The organism is Streptomyces xantholiticus (assembly GCF_014651015.1).
Classification (GTDB): Bacteria; Actinomycetota; Actinomycetes; order Streptomycetales; family Streptomycetaceae; genus Streptomyces; species Streptomyces xantholiticus.
Genome location: NZ_BMWB01000018.1, coordinates 16510 through 32287, shown reverse-complemented (window position 1 = coordinate 32287; position 15778 = coordinate 16510). Strand labels below are relative to the sequence as shown.

At 70.5% G+C, this 15778-nt stretch carries 13 protein-coding genes; 4 read left to right on the top strand and 9 right to left on the bottom strand.

The window, feature by feature from the left end; all coding sequences use genetic code 11:
* Positions 1-39: 39 nt before the first annotated feature.
* From IE198_RS23710 to eccE, 8 genes are all read right to left on the bottom strand, one after another.
* Complete coding sequence (locus IE198_RS23710; protein WP_189889879.1) at positions 40-1032, bottom strand: ABC transporter ATP-binding protein; 993 nt, start codon at positions 1030-1032, stop codon at positions 40-42.
* 14 nt (positions 1033-1046) lie between these two features.
* Positions 1047-2048: an ABC transporter ATP-binding protein gene (locus tag IE198_RS23705; RefSeq protein WP_229834271.1), complete on the bottom strand. Its 1002-nt coding sequence runs from the start codon at positions 2046-2048 to the stop codon at positions 1047-1049.
* Entirely contained in the window at positions 2045-3004 is a 960-nt protein-coding gene (locus IE198_RS35505) for an ABC transporter permease (RefSeq protein ID WP_229834270.1), read from the bottom strand. Before IE198_RS35505 ends, IE198_RS23705 begins: the two co-directional genes overlap by 4 nt.
* The gene (locus tag IE198_RS23700; RefSeq protein ID WP_189889877.1) at positions 3001-4053 is read right to left on the bottom strand and encodes an ABC transporter permease; all 1053 of its coding nucleotides are present in this window, start codon (positions 4051-4053) and stop codon (positions 3001-3003) included. The genes IE198_RS35505 and IE198_RS23700 overlap by 4 nt, the downstream gene beginning before the upstream one ends.
* Before the next feature lie 3 nt (positions 4054-4056).
* On the bottom strand, positions 4057-5916 hold the full coding sequence (locus IE198_RS23695) for an ABC transporter substrate-binding protein (RefSeq protein ID WP_189889875.1): 1860 nt from the start codon (positions 5914-5916) through the stop codon (positions 4057-4059).
* A gap of 199 nt (positions 5917-6115) precedes the next feature.
* Positions 6116-9319, bottom strand: coding sequence for an SCO5717 family growth-regulating ATPase (locus IE198_RS23690; RefSeq protein WP_189889873.1), 3204 nt, complete (start codon positions 9317-9319; stop codon positions 6116-6118).
* A gap of 285 nt (positions 9320-9604) precedes the next feature.
* On the bottom strand, positions 9605-10324 hold the full coding sequence (locus IE198_RS23685; RefSeq protein WP_189889871.1) for a hypothetical protein: 720 nt from the start codon (positions 10322-10324) through the stop codon (positions 9605-9607).
* Positions 10324-11622, bottom strand: coding sequence for a type VII secretion protein EccE (gene eccE / locus IE198_RS23680; protein WP_189889869.1), 1299 nt, complete (start codon positions 11620-11622; stop codon positions 10324-10326). The genes IE198_RS23685 and eccE overlap by 1 nt, the downstream gene beginning before the upstream one ends.
* A 218-nt stretch (positions 11623-11840) precedes the next feature.
* Here eccE and eccB point away from each other — a divergent pair, with 218 nt between their 5' ends.
* The 4 genes from eccB to IE198_RS23660 all read left to right on the top strand — a co-directional run bounded on the left by eccB (position 11841) and on the right by IE198_RS23660 (position 15468).
* A complete protein-coding gene (eccB, locus tag IE198_RS23675; protein ID WP_189889867.1) occupies positions 11841-13382 on the top strand; it encodes a type VII secretion protein EccB in 1542 nt (513 codons plus the stop codon).
* A gap of 9 nt (positions 13383-13391) precedes the next feature.
* Complete coding sequence (gene mycP / locus IE198_RS23670; RefSeq protein WP_189889864.1) at positions 13392-14636, top strand: type VII secretion-associated serine protease mycosin; 1245 nt, start codon at positions 13392-13394, stop codon at positions 14634-14636.
* Between the two features lie 139 nt (positions 14637-14775).
* Positions 14776-15114 (top strand): WXG100 family type VII secretion target, encoded by a 339-nt coding sequence (locus IE198_RS23665; protein ID WP_189889862.1) that lies wholly within the window; start codon positions 14776-14778, stop codon positions 15112-15114.
* Positions 15115-15171: 57 nt separating this feature from the next.
* Positions 15172-15468 carry a WXG100 family type VII secretion target gene (locus IE198_RS23660; protein ID WP_189889860.1) on the top strand — a complete coding sequence of 99 codons (297 nt, stop codon included), beginning with the start codon at positions 15172-15174 and terminating at the stop codon, positions 15466-15468.
* 64 nt (positions 15469-15532) lie between these two features.
* On the opposite strand, the gene IE198_RS23655 is transcribed toward IE198_RS23660, so the two are convergent.
* The gene (locus IE198_RS23655) at positions 15533-15778 is read right to left on the bottom strand and encodes a DUF397 domain-containing protein (protein ID WP_189889858.1); all 246 of its coding nucleotides are present in this window, start codon (positions 15776-15778) and stop codon (positions 15533-15535) included.

Genomic DNA, 15778 nt, shown 5'->3' with positions numbered 1-15778 from the left:
CCCGGTCCGGGTCACGCCTCCGCGCGACCCGGACCGGACTCAGGGCGACGCCGTTGCCCAGTGGCAGGCGACCTGGGCGGCGTGTGCGTTCGGGAGGACCGGGAGGGCCCGGGAGCGGCACAGGTCCGCGACGCCCGCGCGTGCGGCCTCGCCCGATGACAGGATCTGGCAGCGGGCGTGGAAGCGGCAGCCCTCCGGGATACGGGACGGGTCCGGCGGCTCGCCGGTGAGGACCACCGGCGGGACCTCGGACTCCGGCAGGACCGACAACAGTGCCTGCGTGTAGGGATGTTGCGGCGAAGTCAGCACATCCTCGACCGGCCCCGACTCGACGATGCGCCCCAGGTACATCACCGCCACCCGGTCGGCGATGTTCCACGCCAGGCCCAGGTCGTGCGTCACGACCAGTGCGGACAGGCCCAGTTCGTCACGCAGCCGCAGCAGCAGCGCCAGGATCTCGCCGCGTACGGAGGCGTCGAGCGAGGCCACCGGCTCGTCGGCGACGATGAGCTCCGGTTCGAGGACCAGCGCGCCCGCGATGACGACACGCTGCCGCTGGCCGCCGGAGAGTTCGTGCGGGTAGCGGAGGAAGAAGCGTTCGGGCGGACGAAGACCGGCCCGGGACAGCGCCTCGGCGACGGCCGCGCGTTCGTCACCCGCGTAACGGTGGATCCGCAGGCCTTCCGCGACGGCGTCGTAGACGGTGTGCCGCGGGTTGAGCGATCCGCTCGGGTCCTGGAGCACGAGCTGCACCCGCTTGCGGTACGTCTTCAGTGCGCGTGAGCCGTGGCCGAGGGGCTCCCCGCCGAAGGTGACCTGCCCGGAGGTGGGTGCCACCAGGCCGAGGAGCGAGCGCGCGAGGGTCGTCTTGCCGCAGCCGGACTCGCCGACGAGGGCGACGATCTCGCCCGCGCCGATGTCCAGGTCGACGCCGTCCACGGCCCGCGCGGACGGCCCGCCCCGGCGGCCGGGGAAGGTGACGTGCAGCCCGGAGGCGGACAGCAGGGGAGAGGCGGTGGCGGTCGCGGTCATGACGTGCTCCTGTGTCACAGCTGCATCTCCGTTCCTGCACCCGCACCCGCTGGACCCGCACCCACCAGTACGCACGCCGCCCGGCGGCCTTCGCCCGCAGGCACCAGCTCCTGGTCCTGCTCGGAGCACGAGTCGAGCGCGAGGGCGCAGCGCGGGTGGAACGCGCAGCCGCTCGGCAGTGCCGACGGGTCGGGCGGGTCACCGGGCAGGCCGCGCGGCGCACGGCGCGAGGCCGGGTCGCCGATGCGCGGGAACGCGGCGGACAGCGCCCGCCCGTACGGATGCTCCGCGCGGCTGTACACCGCGCGGGCAGGGCCCTCCTCCACGACCCGGCCCGCGTACATCACGGCGAGCCGGTCGCACGTGTCGGCGAGCACCCCCAGGTCGTGGCTGATCATCAGCAGGCTGATGTGCTGCTCGGCGACAAGCTGCTCGATCAGCCGCAGGATCTGCGCCTGGATCATCACGTCGAGCGCGGTCGTCGGCTCGTCGGCCACGATCAACTGCGGATCGCAGGCGAGCGCCATCGCGATCATCACACGCTGCCGCTGCCCGCCCGACAGCTCGTGCGGATAGCCGTCCGCACGGGTCACCGGCAGCCCGACGTGCTGAAGGAGCTCACCGACGCGCCGTTTCGCCTCCGCCGGTGTCATAGTCCTGCGGTGCAGCAGGATCGGCTCGGCGATCTGGTCGCCGACCCGGTGCACCGCGTTGAGCGAGTGCATCGCGCCCTGGAAGACGATCGACGCACCCGCCCACCGCACGGCCCGAAGCCGCCCCCACTTCATGGTGAGGACGTTCTCGCCGTCGAGCAGGATCTCGCCGGTCGGCTTCGCCGAGGCCGGCAGCAGCCGCAGCAGCGCGAGTGCCAGCGTCGACTTGCCGCAGCCGGACTCACCCGCAACGCCCAGTTTCTGCCCGGCGGCCAGGGACAGGTCCACGCCGCGGACGGCGGGCACCGCCCGTGTCCCGGAGCCGTAGGTCACATGCAGGTCCTTGACCTCGAGCAGGCTCAACGCGCCACTCCCAGCTTCGGATTGAGTACGGACTCGATGGCCCGCCCGCACAGGGTGAAGGCGAGGGCGACGAGCGCGATGGCGATGCCCGGCGGGGCGAGGTACGACCAGTGGCCGGAGGACACCGCGCCCGCCTCCCGCGCGTCCTGGAGCATGCCGCCCCAGGAGACGACGGTGGGGTCGCCGAGACCGAGGAAGGCCAGCGTCGCCTCCGTCAGGATCGCGCTGGAGATGCCGAGCGTGGTCTGCGCGAGCACCAGCGGCATCACGTTCGGCAGGACGTGACGATTCATGATGTGGGTGTGTCCGCCGCCGAGCGCCTTGGCGCGCTCGATGTAGGGCCGGGATTCCACGGCGATGGTCTGCGCCCGTACGAGCCGTGCCGTAGTGGGCCAGCTGGTGACGCCGATGGCGATGACGACGGTCCAGATGTTGCGTGACATCACGGTCGCCAGCACGATCGCCAGCACCAGTGTCGGCATGACCAGGAACCAGTCCGTGATCCGCATCAGCACGGTGGAGAACCAGCCGCCGTAGTGGCCCGCGATGATGCCGACGAGTGTGCCGATGGCCACGGACAGCGCGGCTGCCAGCAGCCCCACGGTCAGCGAGATTCGCGCCCCCCACACCAGCAGCCCGAGCAGCGAGCGTCCGAACTGGTCCGTGCCGAGAGGGAATTCGCCGCTCGGCTTCTCCATGGCCGTGCCGGGCGCGGCGGTGACGCTCTGCACGTCGCTGCCGACGAGCAGCGGCGCGGTGAGCGCGGTCAGCGCGATGAGCGCCAGCGCCGCGAGGCCGAAGAGCCCGGCGCGGTGGGTGCGGTACGAGCTCCAGAAGCGGGCCATGGAGTGGCGGCGCCGCTCCCACGCCAGGGACCTCGCGGTGCGGACGGGGCCGGTGGCCGGCCCGGTCCCGGGCGTCACCTGCTTCGTCGGCGGAGTCGGTGTCGTCGTCATCGGCCCACCCGGGGATCGAGCAGCGGATACAGCAGGTCGGCGAGGAGATTCATCACGATCATCGCGCCCGCGAAGACCACGAACAGACCCTGGACGAGCGGCAGGTCGGGCACGCTCAGCGCCTGGTAGAACAGCCCGCCGAGCCCGGGCCAGGAGAAGACCGTCTCGACCAGGATCGAACCGGCGGCCACATGGCCGAGGTTGATGAACACCATGGTGACCGTCGGCAGCAGCGCGTTGGGCACGGCATGCCGGCGCCGCACCACGTCGTCACGCAGCCCCTTGGCCCGTGCCGTCGTCAAATAGTCGCTGCCCATCTCGTCGAGCAGCGAGGAGCGCATCACCAGCAGCGTCTGGGCGTACCCCACGGCGACGAGGGTGAGGACCGGCAGCACCATGTGGTGCGCCACGTCGATGACGTACGCGAAGCCGGTCTCGTTGCCCGACTCCATGCCGCCGGTCGGGAACATCCCCGGGAGTGGGCCGAAGCCGACCGAGAAGGTGATGATGAGCAGCAACCCGAGCCAGAAGCCCGGCACGGACCACAGGGTGAGTGCCATGCCCGTGTTGAGCCTGTCGCCGAGGCTGCCGTGCCGCCAGGCCGAACGGGTGCCCAGCCAGAGCCCGATCGCCGAGTAGATGACGACCGCCACCCCGGTGAGCAGCAGCGTCGCCGGGACCTTCTGGGCGATCAGGTCGCCGACGGGCGCGTGGAACTGGTACGACATGCCGAAGTCGCCCGTCAGGGCGTTCGCGCAGTAGTCGGTGAACTGCTGCCACATCGGCTTGTCGAGGCCGAACTGCCGCCGCAGCGTGGCCATCTGCTCCGCGGACGTCGGCATGCCATGGGTCATGGCCTTCACCGGGTCGCCGGGGATGATCCGGAAGAGGAAGAAGCTGGTGACGAGGACGGCGAGCAGCGAGACCGCCGCGCCGCCGAGCCTGCCCGCGACATGGAGAAGATAGGCGTGTACGTTGCCGCCGCTCGCGGCGCGGGCCTCGGGGGCCCGCGCCACAGCGGTCGTGCCGGTCGTGCTTGTGGTGCTCATCGACTATTCACGGTCTTCCGCGGTGGAACGGCGCCGCATCACGACGAACAGTCCGAGAGCGGCGGCGAGGACGACGGCCGCGCCGGCGCCGATCGCCACGCCCATGGACGAGCCGCTGTCGGAACCGTCGTCGGCCGCGGCCGGCTCTGCCGACCACCAGCTCCAGTAGCCGTCCTGGCCGTAGATGTTGCCGGCCGCCTCCGGCATCGTCGTGATGGACTTGATCTGGTCCGTACGGTACGCCTCGACGGCGTTCGGGTACGCGAGGACGTTCATGTAGCCCGTGTCGTACAGCCGCGACTGCATCTGCTTGACCAGGTCGGCGCGCTTGGCGGGGTCGTACTCCGCGGCCTGCTGCGCGTACAGCCCGTCGAACTGCTTGTCGCAGATGAAGTTGTCCGTCGCGCCGGTGTCCTTGGGCGTGGCGGGCAGTGCTGCGCACGTGTGGATCGACAGGACGAAGTCCGGGTCGGGGTTGACGGACCAGCCGTCGAAGGCCAGGTCGTAGTCGCCCTTGAGCCACGGGTCCGAGACGTTGTCCAGGCATTCGACCTTCAGCCCGATGCCGAGCTCGCCCCACCACTCCTGGAGGTACTTTCCGATCGCCTTGTCGTTCGGGTCGGTGGCGTGGCACAGGATGCGGAAGTCGAGCGGCTTGCCGTCCTTGCCGAGTCGCTTGCCGTTGCCGTTCTTCTTGTAGCCGGCCCCGCCGAGGATCTGAGCCGCCTTCGCCGGGTCGTACGCGATCTTCCGGCTCGCGTCCGGCTTCCAGAAGTACGACTCGAAGCGCGGCGGGATGTACCCCTCGCCCTCGACGGCGTGGCCCTGGAAGACCTTGTCGACGATGGTTTTGCGGTCGATGGCGTGGAAGAGCGCCTTGCGCACGGCCGGGTCGAGCAGCGCCTTGTGGCCGTTGCCGAACTTCTTGCCGTCCTTGGACTGCGCGCCCGGGTTGGTGGCGAGGGCGAAGAAGCGCCGGCCGGGAGCGTCGTTGACCTTGATGTTCTCGGCGCTCTTCAGGGCTTCGGCCTGGGCCGGCGTCAGGCCCTGGACGAACGACACCTCGCCCTTCCGCAGGGCCGCGACGGCGGCGTCACCGTCCTTGTAGTACTTGAAGACGAGCTCGTCGAACTTGGGCGCGCCGCGCCAGAAGGCCTTGTTCGGCGCGAGCTTCACATACTGGTCGACCTTGAAGTCCGTGACGACGAACGGGCCGTTGCCGACGATGGGGAACTGCTTGTCGTTGTTGAACTTCGAGAAGTCGCCGACCTTCTCCCACACATGCTTGGGCACGATCGGCACGTCGAGGGCCGTCATCGTGGCCTGAGGTTCCTTCAGCTCGATGACCAGCGTCTCGGGGTCGGGCGCGGTGACCTTCTTGAAGTTGGCGGTGAAGCTGCCGCTGGCGGTGGCGGCGTTCGGGTCCGTCATCATCTTGTTGAACGTCCAGGCCGCGTCCTCCGCGGTGGCCTGCTTGCCGTCCGACCACTTGGAGTCGTCGCGGATGGCGTAGGTCCATGTGAGCTTGTCCGCCGACGGCTTCCACTCGGTGGCGAGACCCGGGACGGTGTGGCCGTCCTCGGGGTCGTAGTTCGTCAGGTAGTCGTAGGCCAGACGGTGGATCGAGGTGCTCACCAGACGCTGGGCCAGGAACGGGCTCAGCGAGTCGATGCTCTGCGACACGGCGACGGTGAGGACCTGCCTGCCGTTGTCGGCGGCCGCCGCCCGCGCCTGAGGCTGCGCCTGGGCCTCCGGGACCACGGCGCCCGCCGTCACCAACGAGGCGGCCGCGGCGCCAGTGGCGAGGACCAATCGGAAGCGGGGGCGTTGCCGGGCGCTCTGGGGTAATGCCGTTGTAACCATGGACAGTGACCTCGCGTCATTACTCGCACGGAGAGGGCGGGTTGGTGATCTCTGGTTCGCCAGCTGGTGAAGCGAAGGTTTATCAGGGTGGTCATGCCGCGTCAACGGCCCCTCAAACCCCGTGTGGGCTGCGGGAATACGACGAAGGCCCGCACCGGGAAGTCGGTGCGGGCCCTCATTGGTTCAGACCTCTGTCGCGTTACTGCTGAGGGGCTGGCGGTGCTTGCGGAGGCTGCTGCTGCGACCATCCGGCAGGCGGGAACTGGCCCGGCGGAACCTGTTGCTGCGCATCAGGTCCGCCGGCCGCCGGGGGCGGCGGACCGGCCGGATTCCCCGGGGACTGCGCCTGGGCGGGAGGCTGCTGCTGCCAACCCTGCGGCGGATACCCCTGCTGCGGCCCGCCGTACGGGGGCTGGGGCTGCTGGTGCTGCGGCGGGTACGGGTGGCCGGGCACGGGCTGACCCGGCTGCCCGGGAACCGGCTGCCCGGGCTGGGCCTGGCCCTGCCACTGCCCCTGGCCGTGGCCCGGCATCGGCGGGGCGGCCTGGGGCGGAGGGTTCCCGTCCGCCGTCCAGAGCCCTTGCTGCTGCTGGGCACGCACGAAGTCCTCGGCGATCAGCGCGGAGAGATTGAAATACGCCTCACGGGTCTTGGGCCGCATCATGTCGAGGTCGACCTCCGCGCCCGCGGAGAGGTGTTCGTCGAACGGCACGACCACCACGCCGCGGCAACGGGTCTGGAAGTGCTGCACGATGTCGTCGACCTTGATCATCTTGCCGGTCTCACGGACCCCGGAGATGACCGTTATCGAACGCTGCACCAACTCCGCGTACCCGTGCGCCGAGAGCCAGTCCAGAGTCGTCGACGCGCTGCTCGCGCCGTCGACGGACGGTGTCGAAATGATGATCAGCTGGTCGGCCAGGTCCAGCACCCCGCGCATCGCGCTGTAGAGCAGGCCGGTGCCCGAGTCGGTGAGGATGATCGGGTACTGCTTGCCCAGCACGTCGATCGCGCGCCGGTAGTCCTCGTCGTTGAACGTCGTCGAGACGGCGGGGTCCACGTCGTTGGCGATGATCTCCAGACCGGAGGGCGCCTGCGAGGTGAAGCGGCGGATGTCCATGTACGAGTTCAGGTACGGGATCGCCTGGACCAGGTCACGGATGGTGGCCCCGGTCTCGCGGCGCACCCGGCGGCCCAGGGTGCCGGCGTCCGGGTTGGCGTCGATGGCGAGGATCTTGTCCTGCCGCTCCGTCGCGAGGGTCGAGCCCAGCGCCGTGGTGGTCGTCGTCTTGCCGACACCGCCCTTGAGGGAGATGACCGCGATCCGGTAGCAGGACAGCACCGGCGTACGGATCAGGTCGAGCTTCCGCTGCCGCTCTGCCTCCTCCTTCTTGCCGCCGAGCTTGAAGCGGGTGGCGCCGGAGGGGTTGCGGCTCGACTTGGGCTTCTGCTTGTTGTTGCGCAGCAACCGGTCCGAGGACAGCTCGACGGCCGCCGTGTAACCGAGCGGAGCGCCGGGCACCGAGCGCTCGCGCTGGTCGTGCGTGACCGGCGTGGGCCAAGCCCCTCCGGTACGCGGGTCGATCGGCGGACCGGGCGGCTGGTACGGCTGCCCCTGCGGTGCCGGCGCGCCGGCCTGTGGCGGCAGTTGCCCGGGCGCGCCCGATGCGGGCTGTCCGGGTGCCGGTTGTCCGGGCGTGGCGGGACCCGTTTGCTGGGGGAAGCCGTAGCCGCTCTGGGGTGTGGGTGCACCGGCTCCGGGTTGTTGGTTCGGTCCCGTTTGCTGGGGGAAGCCGTAGCCGCCCTGCGGTGCGGGTGCACCGGGTGTCGGCTGCCCGGGCTGCCCCGGCTGCTGGGGGAAGCCGTAGCCGCTCTGGGGCGCCGCGGCGCCCGGGCCGGTGGCGGCCGGTGGCAACGGCGCGCCGGGGGCGGGTTGTCCGGGCGTGGCGGGAGTCGTTTGATGGGGGAAGCCGTAGCCGCTCTGGGGTGTGGGTGCACCGGCTCCGGGTTGTTGGCTCGGTCCTGTCTGCTGGGGGAAGCCGTAGCCACCCTGCGGCGCTGCGGCGCCCGGGCCGGTGGCGGCCGGTGGCAACGGCGCGCCGGGGGCGGGTTGTCCGGGCGTGGCGGGAGCCGTTTGATGGGGGAAGCCGTAGCCGCTCTGGGGTGTGGGTGCACCGGCTCCGGGTTGCTGGCTCGGTCCCGTCTGCTGGGGGAAGCCGTAGCCGCCCTGCGGTGCGGGTGCACCGGGTGTCGGCTGCCCGGGCTGCCCCGGCTGCTGCCCCTGCTGCGGGAAGCCGTAGCCGCCCGGCTGTCCCGGCGCCGCCGTCGCGGGCCACTGCGGCGCGGCCGCCGGTGCGGCCGGCTGGAACTCGGGCGGGAGCGGCGGCAGTCCGCCACCCTGCGCCGTCGGCGCGGGCGACCAGGGCTGACCTCCCGCCGGAGGGTCCTGGGACTCGGGAGCGGTCGGTCCGGAGTGCTGGGACGCCTGGGACGCGACGGTCGGCACGGCGTCGGAGGGCTCGTCGTCGTCGGCGGCCGGAGCGGTCGCGGTGGTGATGTCACCTTGTCCGGCTTCGGCGTCGGCCTCGCCCTGACCGCTGTCGTCGCTCTCGTTCTCGTTCTCGTCGTCCTGGGCCGAAGCCGGCGCGTCGGAGCCGTCAGCCGTGGGCGCTGCGCTCGCGTCGCCCTCCGCCCCCTCCGTACCGCCCGCGTTGGCGGTCGCAACGGCCTCGTCGCCGTCGCTGCGCCCATCGAGGTCGCCCACCGACGCTTCCGGGCCGGTGGACAGGCCCTCGGCCGCCGTCCCGGCGTCAGGTGCCGCCAGCGGGCTCTCACCGGAGCCGGTGTCCGTCCCGCCCGCGTCCGCCGCCTCCGCTGCGGCCCGTTCGGCGATCTCGCGCTTCAGTGCGCCGGCGGAGAAGCGCATCGTGGACCCACTCTCCACGTCCCCTCCGCCGAACGACTGCCACGACAACTCCGGTTCCTGCGGCGTGGCGGCGGTCTCCGCGGGCTCGTTCGCCGGCGGCGCCACAGGCGCCTCCGACGGGGGTCGGTGCGTCTGCTCGGCAGCCGGTGCCGGCACCGGCGAGGCCGGAGGCACCACCCCAGGCGGCGGTGTGGGCTCCTGCGGAGCAGGAGAGGGTGGCGTAGCCACCCAGTTGGGCTCGTAGCCGCTCCCTGCCGGCAGCCCCGGCACCGCCACGGGCGCACCCTGCGGCGGTGGCGGCGGGGGCGTCTGCTGCCCGGTGCCCGCGCCCGAGGTGTCGCCCGACGCGTTCTGCGTGTACCAGGCAGGCGGGGTGTAGTCGATGGTGAACTCACCCGTCATCTCGGCGGGCTCCGCGTCGGACTCGTCGACGGGAATGTTCCAGCTCCCGTGGATGTCGTCCCGATCGCCGTTCACTTTGCCTCCTGGTGTGGTCGAGCACCCTTGTGCCGTCGGGGCCGGGGGCCACCGCCTTCTTCGGATCGGCCCGGCTCTCCCCCTGGGACGCGGTCGGACTGCCCGCAGGTTCTTCCGCTGTTGCCCCGACCCAGCCTAATCGCCGACAACGCCACTGCGGCAGGCCCGTCCGGCCGTCGGCCACTGTCCCGTACATCACGCCCTGCCCCCCGGTGACCCGGGTACACCAGAGGGTGAGAAATCCGGCAGGGCAAACCGGCGCAACCCCTGACGGAACCGGTCCGCTCAGTCCATCCGCCGGGCGCTGCCCAACAATCCGGTCTCGGCGTCGGTGGGCTGTGTCATGACGAACTGACGGTCCCGCGGCGTGCACCAGAGGGTGACCCCGTCGGCGAGGGTGGAGAGCGCCTCCGTCTCCGCCTGGGGAAGATGCATGATGCGACCGATCTGCCGGGCCTCGTCCGGCGAGACCCGCTGTATGCCGACCAGACCCGACTTCTCCATCAACCGGGGTGCGACCGGGCTCAGATACGGCAGCAGCGTCAGCACCGACTGCCACGGACCGGAGACGACGCGCCCCCGCGGCGGCCGCATTCCGCAGTCACGCACCACGACGACCGGGCTCCCGGCAGAGGCGCCCTGCGGCGGCACCCTGCCCACATCGTGCAGCGAGATGCACTGCTGCCCGCCGCCCGCGGCCTGCGCGAGCGTGGTCCACGCCGGCGCCCGACCGGTCTCGACCGTGACCCTCGCCCCGGTCGCGGCAGCGCGCAGCGCTAGGACCTGAGCCGTCCACAGACCGCCGATCAGCGTCACGTCGTACGGAGTGGGGCGGTTGATGCCCAGTACGGCGGGTCTGCCTTCGGCGTCGACGCCGATGACCATGCCGTCGTCCCCCACCGGCAGTGCCAGGGCGGCCAATTGGTCCAGGGACATCGCATGCCGGTCCCTGCGGGGGCCGACGAGGCCGAAACCGATACGTGGCTTGGCGGTGGATGCGGACATCAGCGGGCTCCCCCGAGCGGCAGTGTGGCGAGCATGCCGGGAAGCTGCTCGCGGTCGAGTCGCACCAGGCCGGTCTTGACCCCGCGAGCCGCTCGCTCCAGTTCGTGGCGCGCGGCGAGGAGTTCCTCGTCGCTGCGTCCGGTGATCCGGACATGACCGGTGACGGTCACGCCCTGCCGGTCTCCCTGACCCAGCGTCAGGCTGAATGTCGTCGCCAGCGCCGGAATCGAGGTGAGCAGGGCCACCAGCTGAGGCATCGATGCTCCACCGCCGCCGAGCCCGGGCCAGCGGCCCACCCAGTACGTCGTATGCCTGCGGTCGTCGATCCGCCAGGTGCGGGAGGTCTCCTGGGTGCGCCGGGTGGGCACTTCGGACCTGCCGGCCTGCGCGATGGCCATGGGGCTCGCACAGGACGAGGTGGCGATGGCGGACGTCAGCTCCTGCTCGGTGAGCACGGTCGTCCTGAAGCCTGCGCCCGTCAGACGGCTCGCCAACTGGTCGGCGGCCCGCACCACACACTTCTGCGCACCTTCGAGACCACCACCGCGGGCGGCGACCGCCTCGGGGCACAGTTCGGGGTCGAGCTTCAGGGCTATCCAGGTGATCCGCAGCGCCGGTGAACCGGTCTGGGCCTGCAGCGGCGCGTAGTTGCGCGCCGCGATGGACTGCTGCGGCAGATGCGGGGCAGGCGCGGGCTGGGTGTGCTGGACGATCTGGGCAGACTCCAGCCGGATGCCGTCCACCTCCATGACGTCCCTGACCAGCGCCATGGGAAGGGGCCGGGCGGTGCGGTCGGCCCGAAGTGCCGTGGTGCCCGCCTCGACCTGGAGCACGGCGGTCAGGAACGTGCCGTCGCCTATCATTCCGACCGGACGCCGGTCACGGTCGCTGTACGTGTAGGTCCGCAGCGCCGGGTCGCACTCCACGACCGGTGCCAGACCCGGCTCGGTGTCCGGAGCGATGACCAGGGACCTGGCCCTCCGCGTGCGGGCGCGCAGGGCGAACACCGTGGAGAGCCACTCGGGCAGCGAGCGGCGATGCCTGCGCACCACCGCGAGCAGCACCAGCAGGGCCGCGACCACGCCCGCGGGGACCAGCAACAGCGGGTCGACGATCCAGGCCACCAGCACCAGAGCGGCGGCTGTCTCGATCAGCACGAGTTGTTGCAGTCGGAACGTGCCGAAGTGGCCGGGCCGGGCACGCAGGCGTGGGGCACCGGGACCTGTGGACGGCGAAACCGGTGGTGTGGACGACCTTCTGCGGGCCGAGGGACGCGCGCGCGTCGCGGAAGCCGTCATCTGGGCACCCCCCGGTTCATTAGGCCCCGATTCATCCCGATCACCCCTGTCCAGCCCCGCCCAGCAAGGCTTCCGGCGGCTGGATCACCCTACCCGCCCCACAAGCACCATCGATCAACAGGCATAGTAGGGGGCCGGTCCGACACTGCGGGCCCGGGGACCGCGCTCACCGCGCGGGCCCCGCGGGGAGTCAGTGCCTTCTTCACCAATGGGGACTCATGGCATCACGGCGGGATGAGCTCAATGCGTACACCTTCGCGAAGAAGCGCACGGTGGCGGCATTCCTCCAACCCTCCCCGTCCGGTACGGAAGAGGGTGCGCCCCGGCCGCTGCGCGCGATCGTGCCGAGTCTGATCGTGGGTGTGCTGATCGTCGCGGGCTTCGGCGCCTTCGGCATGTTCAAGCCGAAGGCCCCCAAGGACTGGGCGGCACCGGGCACCAAGGTGATCGTCGGCAAGGACTCCACCACCCGCTACGTGGTGCTCCAGACCGGCAAGGGCAAGGACAAGAAGGTCCTGCTCCACCCGGTGCTGAACCTGGCCTCCGCGCGGCTCCTGCTGACGCCCGATCAGTTCAAGGTCATTCAGGTAGCCGACGACATCCTCGACTCGGGCAAGCCGCCCCGCGGCCCGATCCTCGGCATCCCGTACGCACCCGACCGTCTGCCCAGCGAGAAGGAAGCGGCCAGGGCCAAGCGCTGGGCGGTGTGCGAGCAGCCGGGCGCCGGCAAGGGCGCGTCGGTGCAGAAGGCGACGTTCATCTTCGCCGACCGTGACCTCAAGAGGACCGAGGACAGGGGGAAATTGACGGGCGGTCAGGTCCTGTACGTCGAGGGCAAGAGCGGGCGCTATCTGGTCGACGCGGCAGGAACCAAGTACCTGGTCCGCGGAACCCAGGCCGACGCCGACTTCCTCACCCGCGCACTGGTCGGCGAACGGACGGAGCCCCAGCCCGTCACTGACGACTGGCTGGCGACCCTGCACGACGGCAGCCCGATCGACTTCCCCGTCATTCCTGGTGACGTCGGCGCATCGGCCGGTGTAGGCGGCGGGTTGAGCGCCGAGCAGGACCAGGTCGGCATGGTGCTCCAGGCCCAGACGGGTGCCGGACCGCAGCACTACGTCGTCCTCGACGGCAAGGTCCAGCCGGTCTCGGATTTCACGGCGTGGCTTCTGATCAACTCTCCGCAGACGGATGCGCTCGACATGGGCGGCGAGGCGACGGTCGTCGACGCCGCCTCCTTCACTCCGGAGCCGGACGTCTTCGCCGCGGACAAGCGCTGGCCGCAGGAGAAGGCCGAGCACGTCAACTCCGCGACCGGCGGCCGCGACACCGTGTGCAGCGTGCTGCGGAAGGTCGACGACAAGGGCCGTACGACCCTGTCCACCTGGGCCGGTTCCGCCTACCCGGCGGAGATCACCGCGGGCGGCACCAGCACCTACGTCACCCCCGGCTCGGGACTGCTGTACACCCAGGTCCAGGGCAAGCAGACGAAGCCCGACGGGTCGCTCTTCCTGGTGACCGACACCGGACTCCGCTACGCGGTCCAGGCGAACGGTGACAGTGACTCCGAGCGCTCCGACATCGGTGCCGGGGGCCAGGGGGAGCAGCAGGACGGTCGGCCCGAGCCCAGCCAGGCGCAGATCCGCCTCGGATACGGCAAGATCGTCCCGTCGCTGGTGCCGATCGCCTGGTCCGAGTTTCTGTCCAAGGGTCCACGTCTGGACACCAACAGCGCACGCCAGCCGCAGGGTTCGTAAGGGGGGCCGATGCTGTATCCGCTCAGCCGTGCCGCCGCGGCGGCCGCCGTGGCACTGCTCACCGCCCTGACGGTCGCGCCCCCGGCCGCAGCGGCCGCCGAAGGGGCGGGCGGCGCCGCCCTCGACGGCAGCGGCGAGTGCACCTTCCCCATGAAGGAGCAGATCGCGGGCACTCCGTGGCCTCTTCAGCGGGTCCTGCTCGACGAGTTGTGGCAGGACACCAAGGGCAAGGGTGTCCGGGTCGCCGTCATCGACACCGGCGTCGACAACGACAACGTCCAGCTCAAGTCGGCCGTCGACGCCTCCACGGGCATGGATCTCCTCAAGCCCGACAAGAACAACAGCGACGAGAAGCGAGGCAAGACCGACGGCACGGTCGACCTGGTGGGCCACGGCACCAAGGTCGCGGGCATCATCGCCGCACGTCCCCGCGAGGGGACCGGCTTCGTGGGCATCGCGCCCGAGTCGACCATCATTCCGATCCGGCAGAACGACGAGAACAACAGCGGCAACGACCGGACGATGGCCGCGGCGATCGACCACGCCATCGCCAAGCGCGCCGATGTCATCAACATCTCCCAGGACACCACCAAGCCGCTCGGACTCGACTCGGCGCTCAACAAGGCGGTGCAGCGGGCGATAACCGCCGGCATCGTGGTCGTCGCATCCGCCGGCAACGACGGCATGGACGGAAAGGCCAAGAACACCTTCCCCGCCGCTTTCCCGGGTGTGCTGGCCGTTGCCTCCTCCGACCGCAACAACGAGCGAGCGGTCTTCTCCCAGGCCGGCGAATTCGTCGGCGTCGCCGCACCGGGCGTGGACATCGTCTCCACTGTTCCCGGCAACGGGCAGTGCGTCGACAACGGCACCAGCTTCTCCGCGCCGTACGTCGCCGGAGTGGCGGCCCTGCTGACGGCCAAGCACCCGAAGTGGACGTCGGCCGAGATCATCGCCGAGATCGAGCAAACGGCCACTCGAAGCATCAACGGCCACGACAACTTCGTCGGCTGGGGAGTGATCGACCCGGTACGTGCCCTCAGCGGCGACGACAAGCCCCAGCCCGCCCCGCGTGAGGACCCCGGCCCGGCCAGACCGCCCGCGCCGGAGCCGGCCCATCTGGCCATGACGGAGACCCCGCAGGAACGCAACGAGCGCTATGCAACCTATGCGCTCGGAATCGGCGTCGTACTGGTGGCGGTGATCGCAGGGACGGCGACGGTCCTGAGGGATACCGCACGGAAACGGGCACGCTGAAGCGAACGACCTTGGCCCGCTTTGCAGTTGGAACCGCAGTACCAAGTGGATAGAGTGACCGTCGGACCATAGGTCCGGCACGGGGGCGGCATCCGAACGGCTTCCGTCTACAGTCACTGTCGCAGGAAGAAGGGGCACGATGTCGGACAAGAATCTCGACGTAACCACCGGTGATATCACCGAACTCAGTGGCAAGATCCAGAGCTTCCAGATCGAGCTCGGCAACCGGATCACCTCCCTGAACCGTGTGGTCGACACCATCCAGGCGGGCTGGCAGGGTGCGGCGAGCCAGCAGTACGACGCAGTGCAGACGCGGGTGAACCGCCGACTGAGCAACCTGCAGCAGAGCCTCGAGAACCTCGAGCGAATGGTGAAGATGAGCGCCGACGGCTTCGACGAGGAGGAGCGCAAGCGCCTGTCGTCCTTCTCCGGCATGGAGAACGCGAAGGGCAATACCAGCGCCATCCTCGACGTCTGATCCGGGCAGTCCCGACAGCCTGAACCCGTTTCGCCGAACTTCGCCAAGGAGCACACAATGACCACTGCCGTCAATTACGACACAGTGACCCAGGCCGCGCGCGACACGCTCAAGACCGCGTCGGACCTGGACGGGGAACTGCGCACCCTGCTGGGACACGTCAACCGCGTCGCCGGACAGTGGCAGGGTGAGGCCAAGGAGGCCTACGTGGCCATCCAGCGCCAGCTCGCCACCGACATGGACGGCCTGAACCAGGACCTGCAGACGATCGCCAAGCTGCTCGGCGACGCCGTCGTCGGCTACCAGGACACCGACAAGGGCAACGCCGCCCGGTTCCGCATGATGATGGGCTGACGCCCCTCTCCTCACGACGAAGGGGGCTGCCCGCCACGGCGGGCAGCCCCCTTCGTCGTGCCGTCTAGCTGAGGTCGAACTCGCCGTCCCGCGCACCCAGTACGAACGCCCGCCACTCGGCCTCCGTGTAGCGCAGCACCGTGTCGTGGTCCAGCGACGAGCGCATCGCCACGGCACCGCCCGGCAGATGCGCGATCTCGACCCGCTCCTCGTCAGGACTGGTGCCGGGGGCGCCGACCCACTCCGCACCGGAGATGTCGAGGGCGTACAGCTCGTCCTTCTGACGTTCCTTGTCGACTGCGTCAGCCAT

Coding starts and splice junctions, on each gene's coding strand:
- IE198_RS23660 (WP_189889860.1), top strand. CDS start 15,172: ATGACCACTGCCGTCAATTACGACACAGTGACCCAGGCCGCGCGCGAC.
- IE198_RS23700 (WP_189889877.1), bottom strand. CDS start 4,053: ATGAGCACCACAAGCACGACCGGCACGACCGCTGTGGCGCGGGCCCCC.
- IE198_RS23710 (WP_189889879.1), bottom strand. CDS start 1,032: ATGACCGCGACCGCCACCGCCTCTCCCCTGCTGTCCGCCTCCGGGCTG.
- IE198_RS23685 (WP_189889871.1), bottom strand. CDS start 10,324: ATGTCCGCATCCACCGCCAAGCCACGTATCGGTTTCGGCCTCGTCGGC.
- IE198_RS35505 (WP_229834270.1), bottom strand. CDS start 3,004: ATGACGACGACACCGACTCCGCCGACGAAGCAGGTGACGCCCGGGACC.
- eccB (WP_189889867.1), top strand. CDS start 11,841: ATGGCATCACGGCGGGATGAGCTCAATGCGTACACCTTCGCGAAGAAG.
- IE198_RS23665 (WP_189889862.1), top strand. CDS start 14,776: ATGTCGGACAAGAATCTCGACGTAACCACCGGTGATATCACCGAACTC.
- IE198_RS23695 (WP_189889875.1), bottom strand. CDS start 5,916: ATGGTTACAACGGCATTACCCCAGAGCGCCCGGCAACGCCCCCGCTTC.
- mycP (WP_189889864.1), top strand. CDS start 13,392: ATGCTGTATCCGCTCAGCCGTGCCGCCGCGGCGGCCGCCGTGGCACTG.
- eccE (WP_189889869.1), bottom strand. CDS start 11,622: ATGACGGCTTCCGCGACGCGCGCGCGTCCCTCGGCCCGCAGAAGGTCG.
- IE198_RS23655 (WP_189889858.1), bottom strand. CDS start 15,778: ATGGCTGACGCAGTCGACAAGGAACGTCAGAAGGACGAGCTGTACGCC.